29 protein-coding genes are annotated in these 23,544 nt (G+C 34.7%); 8 read left to right on the top strand and 21 right to left on the bottom strand.

The genetic code is table 11. The annotated features are described in order from the left end of the window. Positions 1-40: 40 nt before the first annotated feature. Both ACFQ0R_RS10095 and ACFQ0R_RS10090 read right to left on the bottom strand, forming a co-directional pair. Positions 41-1,141 (bottom strand): chorismate-binding protein, encoded by a 1,101-nt coding sequence (locus ACFQ0R_RS10095; RefSeq protein ID WP_379658250.1) that lies wholly within the window; start codon positions 1,139-1,141, stop codon positions 41-43. Continuing rightward, positions 1,141-1,560 carry a PaaI family thioesterase gene (locus tag ACFQ0R_RS10090; protein WP_379658249.1) on the bottom strand — a complete coding sequence of 140 codons (420 nt, stop codon included), beginning with the start codon at positions 1,558-1,560 and terminating at the stop codon, positions 1,141-1,143. Before ACFQ0R_RS10090 ends, ACFQ0R_RS10095 begins: the two co-directional genes overlap by 1 nt. Before the next feature lie 204 nt (positions 1,561-1,764). Between ACFQ0R_RS10090 and ACFQ0R_RS10085 the strand changes: the two genes are divergently transcribed. Then, complete coding sequence (locus ACFQ0R_RS10085; protein ID WP_379658248.1) at positions 1,765-2,406, top strand: alpha/beta hydrolase; 642 nt, start codon at positions 1,765-1,767, stop codon at positions 2,404-2,406. Positions 2,407-2,510: 104 nt separating this feature from the next. Here the strand turns inward: ACFQ0R_RS10085 and ACFQ0R_RS10080 are convergent, their stop codons facing one another. From ACFQ0R_RS10080 to ACFQ0R_RS10070, 3 genes are all read right to left on the bottom strand, one after another. Next, positions 2,511-3,005, bottom strand: a complete 495-nt coding sequence (locus tag ACFQ0R_RS10080; protein WP_379658247.1) for a GreA/GreB family elongation factor — start codon at positions 3,003-3,005, stop codon at positions 2,511-2,513. Positions 3,006-3,100: 95 nt separating this feature from the next. After that, positions 3,101-3,637 carry a DUF4136 domain-containing protein gene (locus ACFQ0R_RS10075; protein ID WP_379658246.1) on the bottom strand — a complete coding sequence of 179 codons (537 nt, stop codon included), beginning with the start codon at positions 3,635-3,637 and terminating at the stop codon, positions 3,101-3,103. A gap of 110 nt (positions 3,638-3,747) precedes the next feature. Then, positions 3,748-3,915, bottom strand: coding sequence for a DUF5522 domain-containing protein (locus ACFQ0R_RS10070; protein WP_379658245.1), 168 nt, complete (start codon positions 3,913-3,915; stop codon positions 3,748-3,750). A gap of 74 nt (positions 3,916-3,989) precedes the next feature. Between ACFQ0R_RS10070 and ACFQ0R_RS10065 the strand changes: the two genes are divergently transcribed. From ACFQ0R_RS10065 to ACFQ0R_RS10040, 6 genes are all read left to right on the top strand, one after another. Next, positions 3,990-4,925: a 1-aminocyclopropane-1-carboxylate deaminase/D-cysteine desulfhydrase gene (locus ACFQ0R_RS10065; protein WP_379658244.1), complete on the top strand. Its 936-nt coding sequence runs from the start codon at positions 3,990-3,992 to the stop codon at positions 4,923-4,925. Continuing rightward, on the top strand, positions 4,922-5,779 hold the full coding sequence (locus ACFQ0R_RS10060) for a glucosaminidase domain-containing protein (RefSeq protein WP_379658243.1): 858 nt from the start codon (positions 4,922-4,924) through the stop codon (positions 5,777-5,779). Before ACFQ0R_RS10065 ends, ACFQ0R_RS10060 begins: the two co-directional genes overlap by 4 nt. A 4-nt stretch (positions 5,780-5,783) precedes the next feature. Further along, a complete protein-coding gene (gene hemL / locus ACFQ0R_RS10055) occupies positions 5,784-7,073 on the top strand; it encodes a glutamate-1-semialdehyde 2,1-aminomutase (protein WP_379658242.1) in 1,290 nt (429 codons plus the stop codon). A 67-nt stretch (positions 7,074-7,140) separates the two neighbouring features. Then, positions 7,141-7,449, top strand: a complete 309-nt coding sequence (locus ACFQ0R_RS10050) for a CD225/dispanin family protein (RefSeq protein WP_379658241.1) — start codon at positions 7,141-7,143, stop codon at positions 7,447-7,449. A 5-nt stretch (positions 7,450-7,454) separates the two neighbouring features. Further along, on the top strand, positions 7,455-7,862 hold the full coding sequence (locus ACFQ0R_RS10045; protein ID WP_379658240.1) for a DUF2752 domain-containing protein: 408 nt from the start codon (positions 7,455-7,457) through the stop codon (positions 7,860-7,862). A 6-nt stretch (positions 7,863-7,868) separates the two neighbouring features. Then, positions 7,869-8,228, top strand: coding sequence for a DoxX family protein (locus ACFQ0R_RS10040; RefSeq protein ID WP_379658239.1), 360 nt, complete (start codon positions 7,869-7,871; stop codon positions 8,226-8,228). Here the strand turns inward: ACFQ0R_RS10040 and ACFQ0R_RS10035 are convergent. Both ACFQ0R_RS10035 and ACFQ0R_RS10030 read right to left on the bottom strand, forming a co-directional pair. Further along, entirely contained in the window at positions 8,225-10,021 is a 1,797-nt protein-coding gene (locus ACFQ0R_RS10035) for an SLC13 family permease (protein ID WP_379658238.1), read from the bottom strand. The two genes, ACFQ0R_RS10040 and ACFQ0R_RS10035, sit on opposite strands and share 4 nt — an antisense overlap. A gap of 87 nt (positions 10,022-10,108) precedes the next feature. Further along, positions 10,109-10,546, bottom strand: a complete 438-nt coding sequence (locus ACFQ0R_RS10030; RefSeq protein ID WP_379658237.1) for an RrF2 family transcriptional regulator — start codon at positions 10,544-10,546, stop codon at positions 10,109-10,111. Between the two features lie 81 nt (positions 10,547-10,627). Here ACFQ0R_RS10030 and recQ point away from each other — a divergent pair, with 81 nt between their 5' ends. Further along, complete coding sequence (gene recQ / locus ACFQ0R_RS10025; RefSeq protein WP_379658236.1) at positions 10,628-12,715, top strand: DNA helicase RecQ; 2,088 nt, start codon at positions 10,628-10,630, stop codon at positions 12,713-12,715. Here the strand turns inward: recQ and ACFQ0R_RS10020 are convergent, their stop codons facing one another. From ACFQ0R_RS10020 to ACFQ0R_RS09955, 14 genes are all read right to left on the bottom strand, one after another. After that, positions 12,716-13,309 (bottom strand): hypothetical protein, encoded by a 594-nt coding sequence (locus ACFQ0R_RS10020; RefSeq protein WP_379658235.1) that lies wholly within the window; start codon positions 13,307-13,309, stop codon positions 12,716-12,718. Positions 13,310-13,444: 135 nt separating this feature from the next. After that, on the bottom strand, positions 13,445-13,966 hold the full coding sequence (locus ACFQ0R_RS10015; protein ID WP_379658234.1) for a 4'-phosphopantetheinyl transferase family protein: 522 nt from the start codon (positions 13,964-13,966) through the stop codon (positions 13,445-13,447). Further along, complete coding sequence (locus ACFQ0R_RS10010) at positions 13,963-14,217, bottom strand: phosphopantetheine-binding protein (protein WP_379658233.1); 255 nt, start codon at positions 14,215-14,217, stop codon at positions 13,963-13,965. The genes ACFQ0R_RS10015 and ACFQ0R_RS10010 overlap by 4 nt, the downstream gene beginning before the upstream one ends. A gap of 98 nt (positions 14,218-14,315) precedes the next feature. Next, positions 14,316-14,549 carry a hypothetical protein gene (locus tag ACFQ0R_RS10005; protein ID WP_379658232.1) on the bottom strand — a complete coding sequence of 78 codons (234 nt, stop codon included), beginning with the start codon at positions 14,547-14,549 and terminating at the stop codon, positions 14,316-14,318. Continuing rightward, entirely contained in the window at positions 14,539-15,813 is a 1,275-nt protein-coding gene (locus ACFQ0R_RS10000; protein WP_379658231.1) for a beta-ketoacyl-[acyl-carrier-protein] synthase family protein, read from the bottom strand. Before ACFQ0R_RS10000 ends, ACFQ0R_RS10005 begins: the two co-directional genes overlap by 11 nt. A 2-nt stretch (positions 15,814-15,815) precedes the next feature. Further along, positions 15,816-16,256, bottom strand: coding sequence for a 3-hydroxyacyl-ACP dehydratase FabZ family protein (locus ACFQ0R_RS09995; RefSeq protein ID WP_379658230.1), 441 nt, complete (start codon positions 16,254-16,256; stop codon positions 15,816-15,818). Positions 16,257-16,269: 13 nt separating this feature from the next. After that, positions 16,270-17,052, bottom strand: a complete 783-nt coding sequence (locus tag ACFQ0R_RS09990; RefSeq protein ID WP_379658229.1) for an SDR family oxidoreductase — start codon at positions 17,050-17,052, stop codon at positions 16,270-16,272. Positions 17,053-17,104: 52 nt separating this feature from the next. Beyond that, positions 17,105-18,157 carry a type III polyketide synthase gene (locus ACFQ0R_RS09985; RefSeq protein WP_379658228.1) on the bottom strand — a complete coding sequence of 351 codons (1,053 nt, stop codon included), beginning with the start codon at positions 18,155-18,157 and terminating at the stop codon, positions 17,105-17,107. Beyond that, positions 18,154-18,864: a methyltransferase domain-containing protein gene (locus tag ACFQ0R_RS09980; protein ID WP_379658227.1), complete on the bottom strand. Its 711-nt coding sequence runs from the start codon at positions 18,862-18,864 to the stop codon at positions 18,154-18,156. Before ACFQ0R_RS09980 ends, ACFQ0R_RS09985 begins: the two co-directional genes overlap by 4 nt. Then, positions 18,861-19,976 carry an NAD(P)/FAD-dependent oxidoreductase gene (locus ACFQ0R_RS09975; protein ID WP_379658226.1) on the bottom strand — a complete coding sequence of 372 codons (1,116 nt, stop codon included), beginning with the start codon at positions 19,974-19,976 and terminating at the stop codon, positions 18,861-18,863. Before ACFQ0R_RS09975 ends, ACFQ0R_RS09980 begins: the two co-directional genes overlap by 4 nt. Before the next feature lie 68 nt (positions 19,977-20,044). Next, entirely contained in the window at positions 20,045-20,740 is a 696-nt protein-coding gene (locus tag ACFQ0R_RS09970; RefSeq protein WP_379658225.1) for an OmpA family protein, read from the bottom strand. Between the two features lie 2 nt (positions 20,741-20,742). Continuing rightward, positions 20,743-21,216: a hypothetical protein gene (locus ACFQ0R_RS09965; protein WP_379658224.1), complete on the bottom strand. Its 474-nt coding sequence runs from the start codon at positions 21,214-21,216 to the stop codon at positions 20,743-20,745. A gap of 72 nt (positions 21,217-21,288) precedes the next feature. Continuing rightward, positions 21,289-21,450 (bottom strand): DUF1328 domain-containing protein, encoded by a 162-nt coding sequence (locus ACFQ0R_RS09960; protein ID WP_379658223.1) that lies wholly within the window; start codon positions 21,448-21,450, stop codon positions 21,289-21,291. Between the two features lie 59 nt (positions 21,451-21,509). Next, the gene (locus tag ACFQ0R_RS09955) at positions 21,510-23,486 is read right to left on the bottom strand and encodes an alpha-ketoacid dehydrogenase subunit alpha/beta (protein WP_379658222.1); all 1,977 of its coding nucleotides are present in this window, start codon (positions 23,484-23,486) and stop codon (positions 21,510-21,512) included. Positions 23,487-23,544: the final 58 nt, after the last annotated feature.

The following is a 23,544-nucleotide window of genomic DNA, read 5'->3' as shown; positions in this document are numbered from 1 at the left end:
AAGAGAGAGAATTTCTAAATGGCCTTAGTCTAGTGATTTCTTATAGCACTTTTAACATGGTCCTAGATTTATTGACCGTTTCTGTCCATTCCTCCTCAGGAATACTATCTTTTGTGATGCCACCACCTACATAAATATTGATCTTTCCATCTTCATAATTCATACAACGCAAGTTAACATACAAATTAGAAGCTCTCACTATAGATTTATAAGCTTGGTTTTCCTGGTTTCTGGTTCTGCTGGATCTTTGGTTATGATGCGGCATGTTTAACTCACCGAAATATCCTGTATAAAACCGTCTGTCGTAATTTTCATTAGCTTGTAGATATTTGTAAGCCTTTTCTTTAGGTAAACCGCAAACAGCCGGAGTAGGATGTAATTCTTTCAGTATATCACCCAGCTTCGCAGACTCCAAAGTCGCCGTAATGTCTGTTCTCAAATGCAGAAGCCCACCTGCTTTATCTGTTTTTCGCTCAGAAACCTCCAAGGTTTTGCTATGCTTTTTTAGTCCATTTACAATTTCATCGGTCACGATTTGTTGCTCATCCAGTTCCTTTTCAGTCCAATCTCTGTCTTCTCCTGCCCGCTTTGTCCCAGCAAGTGCCATAGTTTTAAATTGTGTTCTATAAGTTTTTGCCAGAAATTCTGGAGATGCTCCAGCCCACAAACCTACATCAGGATGAAACCATACATAAGTAAAAGCTTCAGGATAAAACTGTATTAATTCCAAAAGCAATTGAGCTGGGTTTTGCAAGTCATATTCAGCTGAAATCTTTCTGGAAACCACAATTTTTATAAGCTCATCAGCTTTTATTGTATCTATAGCATCGGTGAGTAATTTTAAATAGCCTTCCTTTTCATTAAGATTTTCTTTTATTCTGAATTTGCTCTTTGATTCCACTTCATAATCGATAAGTTTAAATTTTAAAACCTTAGAAGTAACTTCTGGAAATACGATGGGTTGGGATGAAGGTTCAAAAGATGAAAATATAAAACCAGCTTCGTCATAACGCTGAAGGTAGTGTAATTCTGAATCTTTCGGAAAAAAACAGCGTACATCTGTAGCATTTGGAAGATGGTAGGCCACAAAAGGCATTTGTGAAGACCATCTCTCCTCAATATGTTCGCGTAGTTTTTGCATTAGCTTGCTTTAGGTAGAGCAATAGTTGTCAACTTGACCGCTGAAATAAGTCTGCTTTCAACATCTGTCAATTTAATATCCCATACTTGAGTTGTCCTGCCTTTATGGATAAATTTTGCAGTAGCAAACACATCGCCTTCGCTTAAACTTCTTACATGATTTGCTGAAATTTCCAAACCGCGAATCATGAAATTATCAGTATCTAGAAATACAAAGCAGGCAGCACTTCCCACACTTTCTGCGAGAGCTACCATGGCACCACCATGTAAAACCCCATCTGGTTGATGAACTTTTGGAGTAACTGGCATTTTTGCTATGAGAAAGTCCTCCCCTACATCTACATAAGTAATATCTAATGTTTCCATCAAAGTATTCTTATTGTAGGCGTTGCACTGATTTAATATTTTTTGTTTATCCATTATAATAATTTGAATTAACAAAATTACGAAAGCAAAGCTATCACCACTATTTATCCAGAGTATTTTAAAACACTTTTATGGAATTTGATTGAAAATTTAGATTAAACAATATTCAAAAAAGAAAATTAAATAAAATCTGAAATTATTCATGCATAACAGAATTAAACATTTACTTTGAGTTGGAATTTTTAAAATTAGAATAAAGTGAGTTTTACTAAAAAAGTTAGTTATCAAACTACCAATACCTACTCAACTCTCAACAAACTTACCAAAGACACTGAAAATGTTTGGATAGTGTGCCACGGCATTGGCTTTTTAAGTAAATTCTTTATCAGTTATTTTGAAAATATCGACCCAAAATTGAACTATATCATTGCACCGCAGGCACCTTCAAAATATTATCAAACTAAAGCCTACAAGTATGTTGGCGCATCTTGGCTTACTAAAGAAAACAGGGAGTTGGAGACAGAAAATGTTCTTAATTATTTAGATGCAATTTTAGAAAATGAGAAATTACCCTCTGACAAAAAGATCACCCTTCTTGGTTTTTCACAAGGGGTTTCTGTGGTAACACGATGGCTGGTACAGCGAAAGATTAATTGTGATCATCTGGTCATTCATTCAGGAAGCATCCCTGCTGAATTTGACTCAACAAGTTTCGCTTACCTTCCCAGATTAAAAACTTCCATCATTTATGGAACTGAAGACGAATATCTATCAGAAGAAAGAATTCAGACTCAAATCCAACTAGCTAAGTATATTTTCCCTAACACTCCAGAGGTGATCAAATTTGATGGGAAACATGTGATGCACCAAGAAAGTATTAAAAAAATTAGTGAAGATTGATTTACAAAAGAAGTAGAAAAGGTTAAGAAAATTTTTAAATAAACAGAGGTGATTTCATTCAAGAAATCACCTCTGTTTCAAATTAAAAAAGAATAATGTCTTAGTTAGTATTTTATACTTATGATCTCTATTAGACGAATTTCTTCTCCAAGTTTAAAATCAAATTTATCTCCTTCTTTTTTGGAAGTCATTGCTTTTGCCAGTGGTGAAGTAAATGCTATTTTCTTTTGTTTTACGTTTGCTTCATCAACACCAACAATTTTAAACTCTTGTATATTTCCATTCATTTTAAATTTCACCTTAGCGCCAAATCTTACCTCATTTTGATTTTGATTTTTTGGTTCAATTATTTGAGCGGTTTTCAATCTTTCAGTAAGCAGTTTAAGTTTACCATCTATCAAAGATAATTCTCTTCTTCGCTCAGTTTCATCTTTTGCATCAAGTTCTACGCGTTGTTTTTCTAAAAAAACCTTCTCTTCATTCAATATCTCTTTACCGCGCGGAGTAACATAATTAGTTTCATTTTCTGGTAATGAAGCCCTTGGAGGAACTACTATCGGTTCTTCTTGATCACTCTCTTTTACAAATCCTCTGCTCATATCTTTCTGTTTTTCTATTAAAAATAAAGCTGTACAAAATGAATATAACATTTTTGTACAGCTTTACCTAACAAACTAAATAAACAACCATGAACTTACTTCTGGTCTCTTTCTGGAGGGTATTTCTCCATTATTTTATTTACGATTTCGTTAATTTTTTTCTCTTTTTCATCCATGTCTAAACTCAAAATTCCAGAGCCTAATCCTTGCCAAACCAACTCATTCTTTTCAGCATCAATTAAATCAATATAAAGTGTTCCTTCAATATTGGAAGATACAGAGTTATAGCCTCCTGGTCCCCAAAAATAAGGATTCCATCCCCAACCATATCCAAAATTATTTTGATAGATATTTACATTTTCTGTAGTTTCAGTGAAAATACTTATGAGTAAATCCGGGTCAGTTGTTTTTACCATTCCTTTGGATACCAACTCTCTTTCGATAGCTCTAAGAATTCTTTTTTTATCTAAATCTGAAATTTCTGCAGCATCAATTCCAGGTTTATAAAAAGCAAAAGATTCATATGTTGTAAAATCAATTTCCCTATCGTAATCTGTTGCAACTTTTATAGAAGAACATGATGTAAAAGAAATGATACTTAATAAAGCTATAATAATTTTTAATGATTTCATGATTGTTAATTTTTAAAAAATTAAGTCCAAAATAGTATATACTATAAAACAATTAGCATGCCATTCTTACATATTGAAAATGTTTTGACCATGAAGAGTAATTATGATATTTAAGTATTATGATTTTTTTTATCAAAACCGTATGGACAATGCCTGCATCCACTCTTGCAACAGTAACCTCTTTTCAAGTGATATTGTTCGGTAAAACATCTATATCCTTCCTTCGTCAAATAAAAGTCTCCTTCCTCAAGTGGAATTTGCTTTTTAAAATAATTCATTTATCAAATTTAATTAAACCTTCCTTTAAATCGAAGATAAGGCTTTAATTTTGAGTTTTATTTTAGAAGACACTATGAGTTCAATTTCTTTTTTCGAAAAAAACTATGATTCTGCTACAGAGCATATTGGAACTCTTAATGAAATTGACCTATACATAAAACGTGAAGACCTTATTCATCCAATTGTTTCAGGGAACAAGTTTAGAAAACTAAAATACAACCTTCTTGAAGCTCAAAAGGACAAAAACTCCAAGGTTTTGACTTTCGGAGGGGCTTTTTCCAATCATATTGCAGCGACTGCAGAAGCATGTCACATCTTAGGCTTAGAATCTATCGGAGTAATTCGTGGTGAAGAGTTAGGACAAAACTTAGAAAAAACATTATCGTCTAATTCAACTTTGGCTTTTGCACATCAAAAAGGAATGCAATTTATTTTTGCCTCTAGAAGTGATTTCAGGCTTAAAGAAGATATCCCTATTGTAAAATCATTAATTGAGAAAAATGCTTCTATTTTCATAATTCCTGAAGGTGGAACCAATTCACTCGCCATAAAAGGTTGCCAAGAAATCTTAGAAAAGCATAATAATTTTGATGTAGTATGTTCCTCTGTAGGAACTGGAGGAACTATTGCTGGTCTTATTGAAGGCGCACAGAACAATCAACACTGCATTGGATTTAGTGCTTTAAAGGGTGATTTTCTTGAAAAAGAAATATCAAAATGGACACAAAAAAACAATTGGTCTCTTCAAACTGATTATCATTTTGGAGGTTATGCAAAGTTAAATTCAGAATTAATTCATTTTATCAATGCTTTTCAGCGCGATTATAACATTCCTCTCGATCCTATTTATACTGGAAAAATGTTTTATGGTATTTTTGACATGATTCGATCTGGGTTTTTTACTAAAAATACTCGTATTTTAGCAATTCATACTGGCGGTCTTCAGGGTGTTGAAGGTATGAACCGTAGTTTAGAACAAAAAGGATTACAAACTATCAATCGTTTATGAAATATACTTTAGCCTTCAGTTTTTTGTCTCTCCTCATGATGATGTCTTGTGGAACGTCAAAGAAAACAAAAACTGTTTCAGTAGAAAATAACCAAACTCAACAATCGCAAACAACAAATGAAAGAAAACAGTCTCAGCCTAATAATAATAATAATAATATTGATTTAGAAGACCATCTGGATGAAGAAATTCAAGATTCGGAATTGAGTAATCTAAATGCAGTTGAGCTATATATTTACAATTATGCTGGAATAGCTCAAGAAGAAATGAGATTGTACGGGATTCCTGCTAGCATTACTATAGCACAGGGAATTCTTGAATCTGGCTCTGGTAATGGAAATTTAACACAGCGTTCCAACAATCATTTTGGAATCAAATGTAATGGATGGGAAGGTGAGAAAGTATATCATGATGATGATGAAGCTCAAGAGTGTTTCAGAAAATATGCAGATCCTCAATTTTCATTTAGAGATCACTCCTTATTTTTATTTGAAAGAAGCCGTTATGGTTTTTTATTTGATTATGATAGCGATGATTACAAGGCTTGGGCTCGGGGCTTGAGAAGAGCTGGATATGCTACAGATCCAAGATACCCTCAAAAACTGATAAGCTTAATAGAACGTTACCATCTCTACGAATTTGACAAAGCGGTTTTGGGTAAAGCAGCCGATATTCCTTTACCTAAACCTAAAAGATTAATGATAACAGGTCCAGAATTTTACAATGTAAAAAAAGGAGATACTCTCTATAATATTTCTGAGAAATTTGGTATCTCAGTACAAGAATTGAAACTAATTAATAAACTAAATCGTGACCATATTCAAATCGGTCAACAACTAAAAGTAAAAAACTAGTATTATGATATATAAACGAAGTAGCGCATTATTTGATGAAGCCAAAAAATATATTCCAGGGGGCGTAAATTCTCCTGTAAGAGCTTTCAATGCTGTTGGAGGAGACCCTATTTTCGTTAAAGAAGCAAAAGGTGCTTATTTACATGATGAGGATGGGAATAAGTTAATAGACTACATTTCATCTTGGGGTCCTATGATTTTGGGCCACGCATTTCCTTCTGTTGTAGACGCAGTTATTGATAAAACTAAAAAGGGTACTTCATTTGGTATTCCTACAGAGTTGGAAACTAAAATTGCAAAGTTAGCTGTGGAGATGGTACCCAACATAGATAAAATACGTTTTGTAAATAGTGGTACAGAAGCCTGTATGAGTGCTGTAAGACTAGCCAGAGGTTATACCAGAAAAGATAAAATCATCAAATTTGCGGGTTGTTATCATGGCCACAGTGATTCTTTCCTCATACAAGCAGGAAGTGGTGCTGTTACATTTGGGGAACCCAATTCACCAGGAGTAACAAAAGGTACAGCTAAAGACACTCTTTTAGCAGATTATAATGATTTGGAGAGTGTGAAAACTCTTATTAAAGAAAATGAAGGTGATATTGCTTGTATTATCATAGAACCTATTGCTGGTAATATGGGGTGTATTATCCCTAAAGATGGCTTTTTAGAAGGCTTAAGGCAGCTATGTGATGAAAACAACATCCTTTTAATTTTTGATGAAGTCATGACAGGCTTTAGACTGGCTCCAGGCGGAGTACAAGAGCTTTTAGGGGTAAAAGCAGATATAGTAACTTTTGGAAAAGTTGTAGGAGGAGGTTTACCCGTTGGTGCTTTTGCTGGAAAAACAGAAGTTATGAATCATCTAGCTCCAGATGGTCCCGTTTATCAAGCTGGAACATTGAGCGGGAATCCTTTGGCTATGGCTGCGGGGTACGCTATGCTAACTGAACTGAATTCCAACAGAGACATATTTGAAAGTCTAGATAAAAAAACAAAACATCTACACCAAGGCATGAAGAAAGTCCTTGATGATGCTGGAGTTGTGCATCAAATTAACAGAGTAGGTTCTATGATATCTATTCACTTTTGTGAACAACCTGTAACTGATTTTAAATCTGCAGCTCATGGGAATAATGATAAATTCAAAACTTATTTTCATGGTATGCTCGATCGTGGAGTTTACATGCCGCCAAGTGCTTTTGAAAGTTATTTCTTGAATGATGCTTTGTCTTATGAAGATATAGATCATACAGTAAAAGCACTAGCTGAGTTTGTACACGAACTGAAATAATTTTTTTACAAAAATTTAGGTAGTTTGGTTTGAAGTGTTAATTTTAACCAAACTAAAACTTTATATTATGGAAACTAACCAAAACCAACCGCCAATGCCGCCAAATCATTTGGCTTTATCTATTATTACTACAATTCTATGTTGTTTACCTGCTGGAATTGTAAGCATTATATATGCTTCTCAGGTCAATTCAAAATACAATGCTGGAGACTATGAAGGAGCACTTAGAGCTTCAAAAAATGCTAAAACATGGTGGATAGTTGCCATAGTGTCAGGTCTTGTAGTGATAATAGGCTACATCATATTTATTGCAATTGTTGGTGGCGATGCATTTATGGAAGCTTATGAAGCAGAAATGCAAAAAGTAAATCGATAAGATTAGTGACAAGGAATTATTATTTACTAATAAAAATAGGTATACCCATCGTCATACTGGCTTTGGGTATATTTTATTATACAGTAAATCCAACTACATTTGCCTTTACCCCAAAATGTCCATTTCATCTGTTTACCGGTTATCATTGTCCTGGCTGTGGTACACAACGAGCTTTACATGATATTCTTCATGGTAACATTTGGACAGGTTTACAGCACAACTTTTTGATTTTGCTCGCTGTTTTGATTATAGCCTATAAGTTTTATGTATCATACATCAACTCTACAAACTCCAAACCCACCAAAAATTTACTTCATCATAATGCTGCACCATGGTTAATTTTAGCATTCGTCTTGGGGTTTTGGATTTTAAGAAACATACCTTTGGAACCGTTTCTAATCCTAGCACCTTAAGTTGATATGATTGTTTTACAAATCTTGGTTTTATTTATAAGCATTTCATTTTTCTTTTATGGACTTGGCTGTTTTTTTAGTCCAAAAATGTATAAAGAGTTTGAAAGGTTTGGACTCTCCCCTATTCAAAGAAAGCTCACAGGTTTTTTTCAAGTTGCTGGAGCCTTAGGTTTGTTAGGTGGTTATTATTTTATGCCCCTTGTAGGATTCTTAGCAGCAATTGGACTCATACTATTAATGAGTCTTGGTTTTGGGGTTCGACTAAAGATCAAAGACAACTTCGTTCAATCTTTTCCTTCTCTGTTTTTCGCCTTACTCAATCTGTTTGTAGCCTTTAGGTTCTATAGCTTATTCGAATTATATTAAATCAGATTGAAATACCAAGGAATCGTAAAGCTTGAAATGATCCAGAACATTATATTCAGAAGAAAGCCTACTTTAAAGAAATCTCTAAACTTATAATTCCCAGCACTATACACCATGGTATTGGTTTGATAGCCAATAGGCGTCATAAAAGTAGCAGAGGCTGCAATCATTACTGTAACCAGAAATGGTAAAACATCCACTCCTGAATTGTGAGCGATGGCAATAGCAATAGGTGTCATAAGCGCTGCTGAAGCATTATTGGACATAACTTCTGTGAGTAAAGAAGTCACTAAGTATAAGCCAGAAATTACAGCAATAATGCCAAGTGGTTCTAACTGATCAAGTAGAGCTCGGGCGATAAGCGTATCCAGACCAGTCTTGCTGATAGCCAAGCCCAAACTTAAAGCACCTACCAGCAAAAAAATAATCTTCCAATTGATGGCCTCGTAGATTTCTTTCATGCTAAGGATTCTAGCAAATACCAGAATAATTACGGCACAAATAGAACCAACCATGATGTCTAAAAAACCAATACTTGCCAGAATTACCATGATTCCTATTAAAGAAATAACAATGCTAAATTTCTTCTTGTCAAAATCTGTGAGGTGATTTTCAGACAATAACACAAAAGGAGTGTTTTGACCAGATTCCAGTTTATTCAATTCTTTAACATAATGGGACTTTACCTCAGCAAGAATCACGTCTCCAGACTTAAGTTTTATATCATATAAATCATCATGCTTTATATCTTCCCTATGCTTTATCGCCAGAGGAATTGCTCTGAATCGCCTTCTAAAATCTAATTCCTTAAGCGTTTTACCATGAATTTCTGATGAAGATGTAATCACCATTTCCACCAAAGCAGAATTTGTTCCGGAAAGATCGTTATCACCAATTTTGAGCGGAGAAACCGACAAAGTTTTGGTCTTGCCTTTTAATGATTTCAGTTTCTCAACATCACACCTCACCTTAAGCACATCACCTTCATTCAATTCAAAATCACCAGGAGGCAAAGTAAATTGACTTCCATTACGTCGCACCTCAATAATATCCATATTGAATTCTGTTATCAATTCAGATTCCATAATTTTTTTTCCGATTGAGGTTGAATTTGATAACAACTCCACTAAAGTGATGTAGTTATTAACTTCATACTTTTCTTTTAAATCTTTAGAGCGTCTGGATTTTGGAAGAAGCCTGATGCCTAAAACTGACATATAAATGACGCCAACCACTAAAAGTATCCCAGCCACTGGACTCATTTGAAACATTTCTACTGCCTTTTCTCCCTCCTTTTCTGCAATCCCGCTTACCAAAATATTGGTGGAGGTACCAATAAGAGTACACATCCCTCCAAAAATAGAGGCAAAAGAAAGCGGAATCAACATTTTTGATGGACTCTGACCAGAGGTATGAGCAATCTGAATAACCACTGGGATAAAAACAGCAACCACAGGAGTATTATTTACAAATGCAGAAATGACGGCTATCATAAACATCATCATCAAAATTCCACTGTTGAAATTGTATCGAAATATATTAGACAGGCGATGAGCCAAAACTTGGAGAGCTCCTGTTTTAAGGAGAGCAGCACTTAATACAAACATAAAAGCAACTGTTATCGTGGCTTTATTACTAAAACCTTCAACGCCTTCTTGAGGTGTGATGACACCCGTTAATATCAAAATAATCATTATCGTAATAGCTACTAAATCGATTGGTAAAGCTTCTGTAGCAAATAGAATGATTGCAAGAATAATGACACAAATGGTAATAATTGCAGCGGTGGTCATTGAAAAATATTTTCTCCAAATATATAATAGTCTACTAAATCTATAGACTTTATCAGAGTAAAATATTTTTTTTAAATTCTTTAGTAATTAGAGTAGGCTAATCAAACGATTTTCACGCTTTATGATCTCGCTTAAGCTAGCTTGTTTCAAAAGCTCAACGGTTTTCTTTTTGACTTCGAAAAAGACATCTCTAATGCCACAGGTTTCCTCATCTTTACATTCTTCACAACGCTCATAGTACTTGTAAGTCACACAAGGTAGAAAAGCTATAGGGCCATCAAAAAGTCGCATCACATCGGCTAAGTTAATTTCGTCAGGATCTTGTAAAAGGTAGTAGCCGCCACCTTTACCCTTTTTACTAGCTAAAATTCCTGCTTTTTTGAGATTAAGCAGAATAGATTCTAAAAATTTTCTTGGAATATGCTCTTTTTCAGCGATTTCACTTATAACTATTGGACCCTGTCCTTCTCTTTTGGCAAGAAAAACTAAAGCGTTGATAGCGTATTTTGTCTTTTTTGATATCATTTCTACAAATATATCATTATTGAACTTTAAAAAACTAAAACTGAAATTGTAATTTGCGGCTTCAATTCGGAAAACTCTTACATGGCCTCTCAACTGATTCAGAATAGTCTTTCACATCTAAAAACCTATTTTGGATATGATAGTTTCAGAAAAAATCAATCTGAAATTATCGAGCATGTATTAAATAAAAATGATGCCTTAGTTGTCATGCCAACGGGAGGTGGGAAATCTATGTGCTTTCAGTTACCAGCTTTGGAGTTTGAGGGCGTGACATTGGTTATTTCACCGCTGATCGCTTTGATGAAGGATCAAGTAGATGGACTCAGAAGCAACGGTATCAAAGCTGAGTTTTTTAACTCCACCCAAACTCCAGAAACTCAACAAGAAATCAAGTCTAAAGTAGCCAATAAAGAATTAAAACTCCTTTACACAGCACCTGAAAGTCTTTCTGGCCTTCAAGAAATCTTAAACGAAAACTACATCAGTTGTATCGCTGTAGATGAAGCACATTGCATTTCATCCTGGGGTCATGATTTCAGACCTTCATACCAACAGCTCGGGTTTTTGAAAAAATCCTTACCCAACACGCCTGTCTTAGCTTTAACAGCAACAGCAGATAAAACCACAAGAAAAGACATTTTAAAACAACTTAGCATTCCTAAAGCAAAAGTGTTCTTGTCTTCTTTCGATAGGGAAAATATTTTTTTAGAAGTAAGAACTGCCAATCAACGTTTAAAGCAGATTGAAAACTTCTTACTCAGAAGAAAAGATGAAGCCGGGATTGTTTATAGTTTAAGCCGTAAATCAACAGAGAAATTAGCGAAAGACCTTACTCAAAAAGGATTTAAAGCAAAAGCTTATCACGCTGGTTTAGATTCCGAGACAAGAAGCAAAATACAAGAAGAGTTTGTCTATGATAAAACTCAAATCATCTGTGCAACTGTAGCTTTTGGAATGGGCATCGATAAATCAAACGTGCGTTGGGTAATTCACTACAACATGCCCAAAAATATAGAAAGTTATTACCAAGAAATAGGTCGATCTGGTAGAGACGGACTTACCGCAAATGCATTGATGTTTCATTCTTATGCAGATGTGATTCAATATAAACGGTTTATCGAAGATGGCAAAAACAAAGAAGTCCAAGAAGCTAAGCTAGAGAGGATGAAACAATTTGCAGAAGCTACTTCCTGTAGACGACGAATTTTACTTGGGTATTTTGGCGAACACCTCACAGACAATTGTGGATTTTGTGACGTGTGTAAAAATCCACCACGATTTATTAATGCTAAAGTCATTGCTCAAAAAGCACTTTCAGCTGTAGCAAGAGTAAAGCAAGAAGAACCAATTGGAACTATAATAGACATATTGAGAGGAGCAAAAAATGCAAGCATTTACGATAAAGGATATCAAGATTTGAAGACTTACGGCATTGGAACAAATATAAGCTGGAAAGATTGGCAACATTACATTTTACAACTCATCAATCTAGGATATATCGAAATTGCATTCCATAGAAAAAATGCTTTAGAATTTACACCTTTGGCTAAAAAGGTTTTATTTGAGAATGAACAGGTTTGGTTAACCAAGCCGAAAGCAGAACAAACAGGCGGAACAGAAATAAAAAAAGTTTCTAAAACTTCTAATTTGTTCAATCAGTTAAAACAACTGAGAATGCAGATTTCTGTTGAAGAAGATATTCCACCATATTTGGTCTTCAACGATGCTACGCTGAAAGAAATTGAAAAAGAAAGACCACAAAGCGAAGAAGAATTTAAATCTATAAGTGGTGTCAACATCTTAAAGGCTGAAAAATATGCTGATGAATTTATTGAAGTCATCAAATTATTCAACATTAAGAAAAGGAAAAAGAAAATCTCAACTTACACGGAAACCTATGAGCTTTACAAAAAAGGCAAGAGTATTGAAGAAATAGCAAAAGAACGAAATTTAAAATCTACAACTATAATCTCTCATTTATGTAAGCTTCATTCTGAAGGCAAACCTATTGAATTAAGCAAACACGTTTCAAAATCAGAAGTAAAGGAGGTGGAAACTGTTCTTAAAAAAATAGAATATGAAGGAGCATTAAAACCAATATTTGAAGCCTTAGATGAAAAGATGAGTTATGGCAAAATTAGAATTGCTATAGCCTTATTAGAAAAATGATTATTCATTTTTGACGATAACAGTACTGGCTTTTACTCCGGTTAACAAATTCCATACATTCCTGGAAAGCAATTTGGAACCGTCAATAATTTTCAATTCAGCAGTATTTGGACCAGCTTCTCCCTGGTTTAGCGCTATAAATTCGATTTTATTAAAACCTATTTCAAGGGGAATAGTGATTTCTTTATAAGCATTTTCCAAAAGTAAGTTTTCAACAATAACTTTGTCATTAACTCTTATCTGAACCCTGTCACCGTCAAACATCATATGGTCACGGCAAATAAAAGTCATCTTATCCGATGAAGTTACAAAATCGCCAAGGTTCATATCTTCACCCCATTCCTCTCTCATGCCTTTGTTTTCGTCTTCAGGCTTTTTGTTGAGCTTGTCGGTCCAAAGATCACTTGGATTGGTAAACTGAGTTTTTGGCTTAAAGTCTTTACCCTTTTCATTTTTAGCAAAAATATCTTTGACTTTGCTTCGGTTAGGCAAACCTAGCCGATTCATACCTGAGCTAGAACTCGAAGATTTAAATTTTGGATTATTGTTCACTTCCGACCCTCGCGTTGGAAAATCACGATTCTGAGCATTCATAAGTCCAATTGAACTTATTAAAAGAATTAAAAATGTGTAATTAAAACATCTCATAAAAACAAATATATTAAACTAATAACATGAATTGTACCAGAGACCAATTCTTTATTAAATTATTAATACTGATAAACTTCATTAGTAGAGATAGACTTGGAATTTCCCATGATGGGTTTTGGAAATAGGCAAAGTCTTATTTGGCAAATTCAATACTGGAATACCCTCTGTTGTTTTTGAAACTTCGGGTAGTGATTGGAGGTTTAGTTTTGTTTTCAAGTCTAAAAGGAAATCCAATGTAGAACCAAAAAAACGTTGATTTGTTTTAGAATTTATCACTTCAGAATACATAAACTCATCAGTTTGGATGGTCTCCACTGAAAGTTGATAGTTTTGGAAACTAACTCTTCCAAATTCAGAATCTTCAAATTGACAAGTAAATGCAAATGGATTGAATATAGTTTTGATACTAAATTTTCTTTGAAAAGCCTTATAGGCACATTCTTTCATCGTCCAGATTCTCCAAAAATTAGTGATTGAATTGGCATTAGATAAAACTAAATTAACTTCTGTGGTAGAGCAAACTTTTTCAAGGTATCGTGGTCGAAAAATATTCGATTCTTCTTTAGCCTTTGCCAAATCGACAATATCATTTCCAATCACTTTGCAGCAAGTTTTTTCTGTATCACCTTAACAGTAGCTTCTACATTGGTCATTTTTTCCATGTCGTCATTTTCGATACGGATGTCGAATTCATCTTCAACATCAAGCACGATATCCACCAAATTGGCTGAGTTGATTTCAAGGTCATTGATAAAATTAGATTCAAGCGTTAGATTTTTAAAATTTTCCTGATTGTTAACATAAAGTTTCACGATTGGCTTTAAACGCTCTTGTATAGCTTCAGAAGTCATAAATTTTTTGAAAGCAATTTACTAATTAGTTTTTATAAATAAGTCTCAAAACTCTAAGCTTTGCAGTATCAAAATCAGAAAAGAGAAAAGGTAAAACTCTAAAACTTATCGTTCAATTTCTGTTTACACCTAAAACTCTCAAACAAGAAATTCACTCCAGTCATCACGATGATTAATGATAAAGTTCCTGCCAAAACCCATTGCCAAGCTGGAGCTTCACTATGCTTCAAAAATCCACTCTCCACCAAAGCAGATAACCCGAATCCTAGCAGAGCAGTCCCTACTCCACCATAAATCCAATAACGTTTTTTAAGGTTTTTCTTATTCATCATTGTAAGATTTTATGATAACACAGGCATTAACATCACCAAAACCAAAACTTGCTTTAGCCAAAATATTTACTTTTTTTTCAATTAAACTACTTGGAATTTTATCTTCATCGACGAGTTTCAAAATCTCAGGATGAATATGTTCACAATTGATGTTTGGGAAAATAAATCCGCCTTTTAATTCCAAAACAGAACTTATTAGTTCAATACTTCCAGCCGCTGCCAAAGCATGACCAACATGACTTTTTAACGAATTAATATAAGGGAAATTTTTGCCAGATAAGCCCAAAGCCTGAGACCAATTTTCAATTTCTGTGGCATCCATAGCAGTTGCTGTGAGGTGACCATTAATAAGGTCTATTTCTTTTGATTTTACCCCCGCTTCCTCTAAAGCTTCGGATATACAGCTTTTAACCGCTGTGGAATTGGGAGCAGTCATACTTCCTTTTTCTCGCTGGCCACCAGAGTTGATGTGTCCGCCTAGAACTTCTGCATAAATAGTGGCGTCTCTTTCTAAAGCAGATTCTAAACTTTCCAAAACCAAAGCTCCTGCCCCGCTCGAAGGCACAAAACCTGCAGCAGTTACGGACATGGGTTGAGAAGCTAATTCTGGAGCATCATTATATTGATGAGGTAAAATCCGTAAGGCGTCAAAACCTCCCCAAACATAAGGTCCAGAATCACTACAACTCCCTACCAGCATGCGTTTGGCTTTCCCGTATTGAATACGCTCAAAACCCATTAATAAAGCTTCAGTTCCTGTAGAACAGGCCGAAGAATTAGATGTCACCTGGTTTCCACAGCCCAATTTCCCTCCTAAAAACGCACTAATTCCACTAGCCATCGTCTGCAGAACACTGGTACTTCCCAACCGCCTAACTTGCTTATCATCTATTTTATTAAAAGCCTCTCTCAATTTCTCAACTCCAAGAACTCCGGTTCCGAAAATAATTCCAGTATCTGTATCGAGTTCATCTTTTATTTCCAATTTAGCATCTTTCCAAGCCTCTTGACCAGCAATTCCACCATAAATCAAACCTGTCGCCAAAAGACCTCGTTGTTCAAGAGCTGTAAAATTTTTATCCAAAAGTTCCTGAGAAACTTCTGGCACCCCACCAATCTGACAGCTAAATTTTAAATCTTTTAATTCTTGATGAAATTCAATGCCACTTTTACCAGCTTTTATTGCATGCTCAAACTGAGCAAGCCCAGTAGCATTGGGAGCAACTACTCCCATTCCTGTAATAACCACTCTTTTTTTGTTCATAACTAAGGTAAAATAACACCTGCAAGTTCTCCACGAAGCACCAGGTCTCCAGACAGATTATACATTTTGACAGAAGATTTTAATTTATTGAATCTAAAATACATTTTTTCAGCTTCCACAATCACTTTTTCATCAGGCAAAACAGGTTTAAGAAATTCGATATTGGTTGAAGTCATTGCTAATTTCACTTGCTCTAAATCAACATTTTCTTGTTGGGATAACAGGTACAATCCAAAACTTGCCAAACCAATTTGAGCGGCACATTCGGTAAGGATAACCCCTGGCGTGATGGGGTTGTTTTTGAAATGCCCCTTATAAAACCACGAAGAAGCTTTAAACCTGTAACTACCTTTGATTGAGTTTTCTGACACATCATCGATGGTTTTCACGAATAGAAAAGGCTCCTGATATGGTAATTTCGAAATGATTTTGGATGATTTCATTATCCCTCTATTTTTACAAGCTTTCTCCGCCATCAGCTTTTATTACAGAACCATTAATCCACCTGGATTCATCTAAACTCATAAGATAAACCACGTTTGCAACATCTTCAGGTTGAGTCAAACGATGAAATGGATTGCGCTTTATAGCATTTTTTTTTAATTGTTCATGACCAGGAATCATCTGGAAAGATTGAGTTTCTACCATACCGGCTTGAATACAGTTAGCAGTCATATCAAATTCAGCGAATTCAGCTGCCATATACTTCATAAGTGTTTCTAGGCTAGTTTTAGCCACAGAAACAGCTGCATAATGTTTCCATACCCGTTGATTTCCTTCACTTGTAAAGGCTAAAAGCTTGGTGTTTTTTGCAAAACAACCTGCCTCCAAGATGTCTTTCGACCAATCATAAAAACTATAAGCCATAGCATTGGCAGTAATTTGTAAATCAGTTTGACTGAGAGGTGCATTTCCTGTCATTGCTTTCAGGTTACCTTTAGCGATGCTGTGGAGTAGCAATTTTATTTTCCCTGATTCGCCTAGTAGTACTGGAAGTTGAGCTATAAATTCTTTTCGTTTTTCTGAATTTGTCGCGTCTAGATTAAAGGCTTTTAGATCAACTCCATACTGCTTAATAGCTTCAAATCTAGATTCGATTTCTGGTAAATTACTTTTTCTATCTCTATAAATAATGAGCAGATCCCAGCCTTTTTGAGCTAACTTCAAAGCTGAAGCATAACCAAGACCTTGGCTTCCTCCTAAAACTAAAGCGTAATGTTTAAGTGATGATTTGGACATAAGCTGGATATCTTTAAATATTAAATCTTACTTGTATTAAATTCCGAAGTAATCACCATTCCAAAAGAATACGCTGAGCAGAAAATCCTGGTCCGAAACTCAACATCAATCCTTTTTCTCCTTTTTCAATTGGTTTTTGCATCATGCGCTCCAGCACATAAAGCACAGTTGCACTACTCATATTTCCATAAAGACGAAGTACTTCCTTGGTGTCATCTATATTTTTGCCCATTGCGCCAAAAAGTGCTTCAACTGTATTGATGATTTTTTTGCCACCAGGGTGGAAAATGAGATGGTCTATATCTTCAATTTTGGTCTGATTTGATTCCAAAAAAGGATGAATAATTTGTGGGAAATGTTCACTTATTTTCTCGGGAACGTCAATATCAAGGATCATTTTCAATCCAGAATTGGTCAAATCAAAACCCATCATGTGAGTGTCATTGTAGAAATGATACATGGATTCTCCAAGGATTTTCGGACCAGTACAAGCCTCTTCAGAGCTCATTAAAACACATGCAGAACCATCTCCAAAAATAGCTGAACTTACCATATTTGCCATCGACATATCATCCAGCTGAAAGGTGGCTGTAGGTGCTTCGAAAGCTACAATGGCTGCTCTTTTATCTGGATTGGCTTGTAAAAATTGCTTGGCATAAATCATCCCAGAAATTCCTGCTGCGCACCCCATTTCTGTCACTGGAAGTCTCACAATATCCTGTCGTAAGTCCAAATCGTTGATAAGGAAGGCGTCCAGAGATGGAATCATAATCCCCGTACAACTCACGGTTATGATGTAATCCAAACTTTGGGGAGACCACCCAGCCTTGTCTAATGCTTTCTCCAAAACTTTTTTTCCTAAGATTTTGGCTTCTCGAGTATATATTCGGTTTTTATCTTCAAAAGATGTTACTGAAAATACCTCTTCAGGATCCATTATGGAGTAGCGTTTATCTACCTGTGCGCCTTCATAAATCTTTATTACTTTCCTACGAAATCTCTCATCTTCATTGGCTAGCCACATCTCTACAAAAGGAATAATATCTTTAGTTTCCTTAAAATATTGAGGCGTTTGTGTCGCCACTGTTTCTATTTTTACACTCATGAGCTATAAATAATCCACTGGTACCGAAATGCCCAATACCATTTGAAGTGGTGCTTTAAATTTAATTGTTCTGCGTAATTCTCAAAATCATCTGACTTAAATCCTCTTAAAATTGAGGTTAGTCCGTCTTTTCTTGCAATGTCTGAATTTACAAAGACTGAGCAATATAACTTGAATAATTGGTAAGCAAATTTATGTCTATGCAAATCATTAATGACTAAGCCTAAACTAACTTTATCAGAAAGAATAGGAAGTAATTTCTTAATAACATCATCTTCAAAATGATGAAGTGTCAGACAACAAGTAATAATATCTGCCTCAAAATCATCAAAATCTTCACTAAAAACATCTATAACTCTGTAAGAAATATTCTTGTAGTCTCTAGTCCATTCCCTTGCAATCTCGATAGTAAAAGGATTGGCATCTATGCCAATAAGTTGAACATTGATGCCTTGTTTTTTTGCCCATTTTGAAATTTGTCTCAATGCATCTCCACTACCACAACCTAGATCTGCAATGACCAGATGCTTCTTGGAGTGGTTCTCTAATAGTTTTTGGATTCCTTTTATTGTCACTCGATGTCCACCAAGTTTGGTGTTAATTTTATCGATGGTACGAAGTACATTTTTTAGCTCTTCACCCTTAAAGTCAAATTTATCCATGATTTCATCTTCTCGACTTCGAGTTTTTGTTGAAATTTGTTTCATGAAATAGGCTTTCCGTGGGTTTGTTGAATCATTTTCTTGAGTAGATACGGAGACTTAGAAACAGCTAACATCCCAATGTTTGTGAGTTTCGGCTGTAAAAGAAGTCTTTGAAATAATGAACCGAAAGTAAGTCTTTTTCGAAAAGTCTGCTTCCAAATTTTCGAGTAATTTTCTTCCAATTGATTTCTGTTTTTATGTTTTCTAAATGCTTTAATTTCTTCTGAAAGTAATTTAGCCGAATGTATCGCCATCGCCATTCCGTTACCACAAAGCGGATGAATGAGTCCAGCAGAATCTCCAGCCATCAGCATATGATTTTCAACTGCACTTTTGTTTTGAAAAGACACCTGCGAAATCGCTATGTGTTTATCGAAAATGATTTCAGAATTATCTAAAAAGGATTTCAATTCAGGATTTTTTTTTAAAATATGTGTGTTGAAATTTTCAACAGAGCCTTCTTTTTTGAAACTATCGTAATGTGTTAAATAACAAAAATTCACCGCACCAGTTTCGGTCTTGGAAAGTCCACAATACCCACCTTCAAAATTATGGAGTTGCACTTCCCCACTTGGAAAATCATCGCTCCTATAGTGAGCTTTAATTCCTATCCAAGGAGTTTTATATTGAATAAAATCTCTTTCGAGTTTTTTATCTAGTGTCGACCGTTTACCGAAACTTCCAATCGCTAATTCAGAATAAAGTTCTTTACGATTGGTTTTTATGCAAAATTTTTCATTTTCAAATTCAACATCAGTAACCGTATCAAATTGAAATTTAACTCCATTTGACTTTGCCTTTTCATATAGTAGATAATCTAAAGCATACCTGGACATTCCAAATCCACCGAGCGGCAATTTTACATTCACGGATTTACCATTCCGATTACTTAAAGTCAATCGATCAATTTGATCTGCATTTGTTTTTTCAATATCAATACCTAAACGTTTTAAGTAAGGTAAAACTTCATTGGAGACATATTCACCACACACTTTATGTTTGGGATATTCGTCTTTCTCTATGACTAAGACTTCAAACCCACTCAATGATAAATCGATTGCTGATGTCAATCCAGCAAGACCTCCACCAATAATTATAACATCATAAATTTTCATTGCTGAAATTTAGGCATAAAAAAAATCCTAATACAGTATTAGGATTTTCATGTTGATTATTTTAAATATTATTGAGCTTTTTGTTTAGCCTCTTCTTTTAATTCTTGGTTGGCAACAATAGCGAGCTCCACTCTTCTATTTTTTGCACGTCCTTCTGCAGTAGAGTTGTCAAATTTCGGTTGTTCTTCACCAAACCAATTGGTTTGAATTCTAGAACTATCTATTCCATTACTTGTCAAATAATTTGTTACTGCCTGAGCACGCTCTTTTGATAAGTTCATGTTATATGAATCTCTACCTGTAGAATCTGTATGACCTTCAACAATGATATTGGTTTTAGGATATTTTTGAAAAATATTGATTAATTTCAGTAATGAAATCTCAGAATCCCCAGCAATTTCTGATTTATCAGTAGCAAAGTAAACACCAGAGTTTTCATCAAAAGTAACATTGATACCTTCACCAACTCTAGTCACTTCAGCTCCAGGAATTTCTTCTTCTATTTCTTTGGCCTGCTTATCCATCCTGTTTCCGATATAAGCGCCAGCGGCACCACCAACGACACCACCAATAATAGCCCCAAGAACTGAGTTATCACCATCGCCTGTATTGTTTCCAATCACACCACCAATAACAGCGCCACTTGCGGCACCAACGGCACCTCCACGCTGGGTTTTATTAGTATTTTTTGTAGCCTCACAGGAACTAAATAAAAAAGCGAAGGCTACTAAGATTATTAATATTTTACTCTGAAAGTTTTTCATAATTATAATTTTGTAAATGTCATTTGAATTTTAATTTGTTCTCCTCTAAACATAGCGTTTTGTTCCCAAACCATATGGTCTGCTAACAAAGATTTAATCTTTATTCTTGTTCCAGTATCGACTTTTCTAGCTTTCTGCCCGGTAGTCACTTTTAATAGCATTTCAGAATTTAAATTTTGTGCAGTTGCTTTGTCGATATACCAAGTAAATTGTTGCTCAGTCTTAGAGCAGTCATTACCATCTAAAATAAAACTCCCAGAGCTATTATTTGGAATAAAACTCCAAACTGAATTTTCAAAACAAGAGACACTGGCAATATCTAGAATTTCAACATCAAAAAGACCTGAAGAGTTGGGGTATGAAATTGATTCCAAAACCCAGTCTCCTTTAAAATCTTTTTCTACTTGATTTGCAACATAAGATGGCCCGCAAGAAGTAATTAAAAAAATCACAATTATAGGTAGTATATATTTCATAAGTATTTTGTTTAATTTATTTAAAAAATCCGTAAACTCACATATCGAACAAATTTACGGACTTAAAATTTTTTATCGTCTGAAAAGTCTTCCAATTAAAGAAATAACAAACAAAACAATAAAAATGTAAAAAATAATTTTTGCAATATCCGCAGCTCCTTCAGCGATTCCACCAAAGCCTAAAATAGCAGCAATTAATGCAATAACGAGAAAAGTAATTATCCATCGTATCATGATTTTTATTTTTTGGTTCGATGTCTAATATACTTTAATAAATCCATCTTAAGATTTATTTAGTATTTATTTAATGTTATCAATGCATTTTCAAATTTTGATTTAGACAAATATTGTTCTTCTAGATTTTTGGAAAAAGGTATAGGAGTTGGAAGACTTGCCAAACGTTTTATAGGTGCATCTAGATATTCAAAGCAATTTTCAGAAATCAAAGCTGAAATATCTGAGGCTATTCCCCCAAATATGGAATCCTCTTGAAGAATGATAACTTTTCCTGTTTTCTTAACCGATTTGAAAATAGCTTCTTCGTCAAGTGGTGACAATGTTCTTAAGTCTATTAGTTCTGCAGAAATTTCAGGATGTTTCTGCAAAACCTCACTAGCCCAATGAACTGAAGCCCCATAAGTAATAACGCTAAGATCATTTCCTTCACTTATAAGATTAGCTTTTCCTAGCTCAACCGTGAAATAATCATCTGAAACCTCTCCTCTGATGCTTCTGTATAAGGCCTTATGCTCAAAAAATAAAACTGGATTCGGATCTTCAATTGAAGCTAATAAAAGACCTTTAGCTTCTTGCGGATTTGAGGGGTAGACGACCTTAAGACCTGGTGTTTTTGTAAACCAAGCTTCATTGGTTTGACTATGAAAAGGTCCAGCTCCTACTCCTGCACCACAAGGCATTCTTATGACTACATCTGCATTTTGAGCCCATCTGTAATGAACTTTAGCTAAATAATTAACAATTGGATTGAATCCAGAACTTACAAAATCACTAAACTGCATTTCTACAATAGATTTAATCCCTTTAATAGAAAGCCCCATAGCTGCTGAAACAATAGCGGATTCACAAATTGGTGTATTTCTAACTCTTTCTTTACCAAATTTTTCGACAAATCCTGCTGTAATCTTAAAAACTCCACCATACTCAGCGACATCCTGCCCCATAATGACTAAGTCATCATGCTTTTCCATACTTTGCTTTAAGCCATCAGAAATAGCATCGATGAAGCGTAATTCAGTTTTTTCTGAAGAGGGTGTTTGATTTTTAAACTCATGAAGTTTATAAACATCCTGTAATTCAATAGTTTCATCAGCTTCAATCTCAAGTTCTTCATTTGCTATTTTGAGATGTTCATCAATTTCAGATTTTATTTCAGATTTGATTAAATTGATTTCTTCTCGATTTAAGAAGTTAGAATCTAAAATAAATAACTCATAATTATCTACAGGATCCAATTTCTCCCAATGTTCCATGAGTTCATCTGGGACATATTTGGTTCCACTTGCTTCTTCGTGCCCTCTTCTTCTGAAAGTTTTAAATTCAAGAAGTATAGGCCTTGGTTTTTGTCTTACACTTTCTGCTATTTCATTTACCTGAGCAAAAACTTCAACAATATTATTACCATCAATAATATGAGACTCCATTCCGTAACCCAATGCTTTATCTGCGATATGCTCGCAATTGAATTGCTCATTTGTTGGTGTTGAAAGCCCATATCCATTATTCTCTACACAAAACAATACAGGAAGTTGCCATACTGAAGCCACATTGAGAGCTTCGTGAAAATCACCCTCACTTGTTCCTCCTTCACCAGTAAAAACGGCTGTTACCGCTTTTTCTTTTTTCAGTTTATGTCCCAAACCAATACCATCTGCAACACCAAGCTGTGGACCCAAATGTGAAATCATTCCAATAATTTTATATTCTTGAGTTCCAAAATGAAAACTACGATCCCGACCTTTTGTAAAACCATCCATTTTTCCTTGCCATTGTGAAAATAGTCGATGTAAAGGAATTTTTCTTTCAGTAAATACACCAAGATTTCTGTGCATCGGCAAAATATACTCGTCTGCTTTCAAAGCTTTTGTAACTCCCACAGCTATGGCTTCCTGGCCTATTCCTGAAAACCACTTAGATATTTTGCCTTGCCTCAGTAGCACTAACATCTTCTCTTCTATAAGTCGAGGCTTTAGTATACCTTTAAATAGATCTATATGTTGTTCTTTTGATAAAGAATGATTGTCGAAATTCATAAATTATATATATTATCTAACTATCCAAATGTATCATAATGAAAACTCATAATTAAAC

This window comes from Psychroflexus salinarum (assembly GCF_042677225.1).
Classification (GTDB): Bacteria; Bacteroidota; Bacteroidia; order Flavobacteriales; family Flavobacteriaceae; genus Psychroflexus; species Psychroflexus salinarum.
This window is presented reverse-complemented; position numbering and strand designations above follow the sequence as displayed.

Coding starts and splice junctions, on each gene's coding strand:
- ACFQ0R_RS10095 (WP_379658250.1), bottom strand. CDS start 1,141: ATGCAAAAACTACGCGAACATATTGAGGAGAGATGGTCTTCACAAATG.
- ACFQ0R_RS10090 (WP_379658249.1), bottom strand. CDS start 1,560: ATGGATAAACAAAAAATATTAAATCAGTGCAACGCCTACAATAAGAAT.
- ACFQ0R_RS10080 (WP_379658247.1), bottom strand. CDS start 3,005: ATGAGCAGAGGATTTGTAAAAGAGAGTGATCAAGAAGAACCGATAGTA.
- ACFQ0R_RS10075 (WP_379658246.1), bottom strand. CDS start 3,637: ATGAAATCATTAAAAATTATTATAGCTTTATTAAGTATCATTTCTTTT.
- ACFQ0R_RS10070 (WP_379658245.1), bottom strand. CDS start 3,915: ATGAATTATTTTAAAAAGCAAATTCCACTTGAGGAAGGAGACTTTTAT.
- ACFQ0R_RS10065 (WP_379658244.1), top strand. CDS start 3,990: ATGAGTTCAATTTCTTTTTTCGAAAAAAACTATGATTCTGCTACAGAG.
- ACFQ0R_RS10060 (WP_379658243.1), top strand. CDS start 4,922: ATGAAATATACTTTAGCCTTCAGTTTTTTGTCTCTCCTCATGATGATG.
- hemL (WP_379658242.1), top strand. CDS start 5,784: ATGATATATAAACGAAGTAGCGCATTATTTGATGAAGCCAAAAAATAT.
- ACFQ0R_RS10050 (WP_379658241.1), top strand. CDS start 7,141: ATGGAAACTAACCAAAACCAACCGCCAATGCCGCCAAATCATTTGGCT.
- ACFQ0R_RS10040 (WP_379658239.1), top strand. CDS start 7,869: ATGATTGTTTTACAAATCTTGGTTTTATTTATAAGCATTTCATTTTTC.
- ACFQ0R_RS10035 (WP_379658238.1), bottom strand. CDS start 10,021: ATGACCACCGCTGCAATTATTACCATTTGTGTCATTATTCTTGCAATC.
- ACFQ0R_RS10030 (WP_379658237.1), bottom strand. CDS start 10,546: ATGATATCAAAAAAGACAAAATACGCTATCAACGCTTTAGTTTTTCTT.
- recQ (WP_379658236.1), top strand. CDS start 10,628: ATGGCCTCTCAACTGATTCAGAATAGTCTTTCACATCTAAAAACCTAT.
- ACFQ0R_RS10020 (WP_379658235.1), bottom strand. CDS start 13,309: ATGAATGCTCAGAATCGTGATTTTCCAACGCGAGGGTCGGAAGTGAAC.
- ACFQ0R_RS10010 (WP_379658233.1), bottom strand. CDS start 14,217: ATGACTTCTGAAGCTATACAAGAGCGTTTAAAGCCAATCGTGAAACTT.
- ACFQ0R_RS10005 (WP_379658232.1), bottom strand. CDS start 14,549: ATGATGAATAAGAAAAACCTTAAAAAACGTTATTGGATTTATGGTGGA.
- ACFQ0R_RS10000 (WP_379658231.1), bottom strand. CDS start 15,813: ATGAACAAAAAAAGAGTGGTTATTACAGGAATGGGAGTAGTTGCTCCC.
- ACFQ0R_RS09995 (WP_379658230.1), bottom strand. CDS start 16,256: ATGAAATCATCCAAAATCATTTCGAAATTACCATATCAGGAGCCTTTT.
- ACFQ0R_RS09990 (WP_379658229.1), bottom strand. CDS start 17,052: ATGTCCAAATCATCACTTAAACATTACGCTTTAGTTTTAGGAGGAAGC.
- ACFQ0R_RS09985 (WP_379658228.1), bottom strand. CDS start 18,157: ATGAGTGTAAAAATAGAAACAGTGGCGACACAAACGCCTCAATATTTT.
- ACFQ0R_RS09980 (WP_379658227.1), bottom strand. CDS start 18,864: ATGAAACAAATTTCAACAAAAACTCGAAGTCGAGAAGATGAAATCATG.
- ACFQ0R_RS09975 (WP_379658226.1), bottom strand. CDS start 19,976: ATGAAAATTTATGATGTTATAATTATTGGTGGAGGTCTTGCTGGATTG.
- ACFQ0R_RS09970 (WP_379658225.1), bottom strand. CDS start 20,740: ATGAAAAACTTTCAGAGTAAAATATTAATAATCTTAGTAGCCTTCGCT.
- ACFQ0R_RS09965 (WP_379658224.1), bottom strand. CDS start 21,216: ATGAAATATATACTACCTATAATTGTGATTTTTTTAATTACTTCTTGC.
- ACFQ0R_RS09960 (WP_379658223.1), bottom strand. CDS start 21,450: ATGATACGATGGATAATTACTTTTCTCGTTATTGCATTAATTGCTGCT.
- ACFQ0R_RS09955 (WP_379658222.1), bottom strand. CDS start 23,486: ATGAATTTCGACAATCATTCTTTATCAAAAGAACAACATATAGATCTA.